Here is a 787-nt window from a genome sequence, read left to right as displayed (position 1 = left end):
GGCATCTCCGAGCTGGAAATCTCTGAAGGCGAAGAGTCAGTTCGTATCAGCCGTTCACCTGCGAACGCTGGCTATCCGGTCATGCAACAGGCTTATGCTGCGCCAGTGATGCAGCAGCCTGCGCTGGCGACCGCCGTTGCACCTGCAGCCGCTGCGCCGGCTGAAGCCGCTAAGCCGGAAATCACCGGCCACATCGTGCGTTCTCCGATGGTCGGCACTTTCTACCGTACCCCAAGCCCGGATGCGAAAGCCTTCGTGGAAGTGGGCCAGAAAGTCAACGCGGGCGATACCCTGTGCATCGTTGAAGCGATGAAAATGATGAACCAGATCGAAGCCGATAAATCCGGCGTTGTGAAGGCGATCCTGGTGGAAAGCGGCCAGCCGGTTGAATTTGACGAGCCGCTCGTCGTCATCGAATAACGAGGCGAAGCATGCTGGATAAAATTGTCATTGCTAACCGCGGTGAGATCGCTCTGCGTATTCTCCGCGCGTGTAAAGAATTAGGCATCAAGACCGTTGCGGTTCACTCCACTGCGGACCGCGATCTGAAGCACGTGCTGCTGGCGGACGAAACCGTCTGCATCGGCCCGGCGCAGTCGGTCAAAAGCTACCTGAACATCCCGGCCCTGATCTCTGCCGCCGAAATTACCGGCGCTGTAGCGATCCACCCGGGCTACGGCTTCCTCTCTGAGAATGCCGATTTCGCCGAGCAGGTTGAGCGCTCTGGTTTTATCTTCATCGGCCCGAAAGCTGACACCATCCGCCTGATGGGCGACAAAGTGTCTGC

The 787-nt window shown here is 58.3% G+C and carries 2 protein-coding genes; both read left to right on the top strand.

Features of this window, described 5'->3' with window-relative positions; all coding sequences use genetic code 11:
- On the top strand, positions 1 to 420 hold a 420-nt coding region (gene accB, locus WFP70_RS26505), incomplete at its 5' end, for an acetyl-CoA carboxylase biotin carboxyl carrier protein (RefSeq protein ID WP_337024905.1).
- An 11-nt stretch (positions 421 to 431) separates the two neighbouring features.
- Positions 432 to 787, top strand: a 356-nt coding sequence (locus tag WFP70_RS26500) for a biotin carboxylase N-terminal domain-containing protein (RefSeq protein ID WP_337024906.1), incomplete at its 3' end; no start/stop codon positions are given.

The organism is Pantoea sp. USMM079 (assembly GCF_037153115.1).
Taxonomy (GTDB): Bacteria; Pseudomonadota; Gammaproteobacteria; order Enterobacterales; family Enterobacteriaceae; genus Pantoea; species Pantoea communis.
The sequence above is the reverse complement of the archived record's forward strand: the minus strand, read 5'-3'. Positions and strand labels throughout refer to the sequence as shown.